Origin of the sequence: Ornithinibacter sp. (assembly GCF_035443565.1) — a bacterium.
GTDB lineage: Bacteria > Actinomycetota > Actinomycetes > Actinomycetales > Dermatophilaceae > Fodinibacter.
The window spans coordinates 1-1,435 of record NZ_DAORSO010000356.1 but is presented as its reverse complement, the minus strand read 5'-3'; the positions used below and the strand labels follow the sequence as shown (position 1 = coordinate 1,435).

Here is a 1,435-nt window from a genome sequence, read left to right as displayed (position 1 = left end):
CGACGTCACCGACGTCGTCGACCTCGCGCGCACCCTCGGTGAGGCCCTCGGGGTGGCGATCGAGGTCGTGGCCGACACCGCGGCCCCGTTCCACCCCGGCCGCTGTGCCCGGATCACGCTGAGCGACGGGACCCTCGTCGGTCACGTCGGTGAGCTGCACCCGAAGGCCGTGGCCGCCCTCGGACTGCCGGCCCGGGCGGTCGGCGGCGAGCTCGACCTCGACGTGCTGACGACGGCCTCGGAAGGGACCCCACAGGCCCGCACGGTGCACACCTTCCCGCTCGCGCAGAGTGACGTCGCCGTCGTCATCGACGAGGACGTCCCGGCGGCACGGGTGGCGCAGGCGCTGCGCGGTGGTGCCGGGGAGACCTTGGAGTCCCTCACCCTGTTCGACGTCTACCGCGGCGACCAGGTCGGCGAGGGGCGCAAGTCCCTGGCCTACCGGCTCACCTTCCGGGCGCCGGACCGTACGCTGACCACCGACGAGGTGAGCGGCCTGCGTGACCGTGCCCTGGCGGCGGCGGCGAAGGCCGTCGGAGCGGTGCAGCGCGCGTGAGCACCCCCGTCGAGGTGCCGGTCGACGACGACGGTGAGGTGACCCCCGAACCCGTCACCGACGACGGTCGGGGCGGGCACCTCGTCGCGGTGGTCACCGGCGCGTCGCGCGGCATCGGCCGCCACGTCGCCGACGCCTTGGAGGATGCCGGGTACTCCGTCGAGCGCGGGTCCACCGCGACCGCCCCGGTGAGCGATCGGGCGGCGGTCAGCGCCTGGGTCGCGGAGATCCTCGAGCGCCAGGGGCGCATCGACGTGCTCGTCAACAACGCCGGCGTCATCGACACCGAGGTCGACCTCTTCGCCTCCGACCCCGACGAGTGGTGGCAGGTCCAGGAGGTCAACGTGCTCGGGGCGTACCTCATGACCCGGCTCGTCGGGGAGGCCATGCTGCACCAGGGCGGTGGGCGGATCATCAACATCAACAGCGGTGCCGCGCTGCGCCCGGGGCTGGACGCGAGCGCCTACAACGTCAGCAAGACGGCGTTGGCGAGGATCACGGGGTCGACCCACCTCGCCGGGTGGGCTCGCGGCATCCGGGCGTTCGACCTCATGCCCGGGGTCGTGCGCACCGACATGACGCAGGCCATGCACGCCCACGTCGGGCGCACCGAGTGGACCGCGCCCGAGGACGTCACCGATCTCGTGCTCGCCCTGGCCTCGGGTGAGCTCGACGCCTGGTCGGGGCGGTTCGTCCGCGCCGGGGTCGACACGGTGGAGTCGCTGCGGGAGCGGGCCGACACGCTGGGGGAGCGAGACCGCACCCTGGGCCTCGTGCCGTACACCCCCGACGACCCCCTCGCCTGACCCCTCTCGAGGGCATGTTGTGCATAGAGTCGCGGGACTCTGTATAGTCATGCAGCATGAAGCGGGTTGCAGT

The 1,435-nt window shown here is 72.8% G+C and carries 2 protein-coding genes; both read left to right on the top strand.

What is annotated here, in order from left to right; all coding sequences use genetic code 11:
- Positions 1 to 556: phenylalanine--tRNA ligase subunit beta-related protein (locus tag PLL68_RS15170; RefSeq protein WP_502910737.1), on the top strand; the 556-nt coding region annotated here is incomplete at its 5' end.
- Complete coding sequence (locus PLL68_RS15165) at positions 553 to 1,362, top strand: SDR family oxidoreductase (RefSeq protein ID WP_324535531.1); 810 nt, start codon at positions 553 to 555, stop codon at positions 1,360 to 1,362. The genes PLL68_RS15170 and PLL68_RS15165, both read left to right, overlap by 4 nt.
- Positions 1,363 to 1,435: the final 73 nt, after the last annotated feature.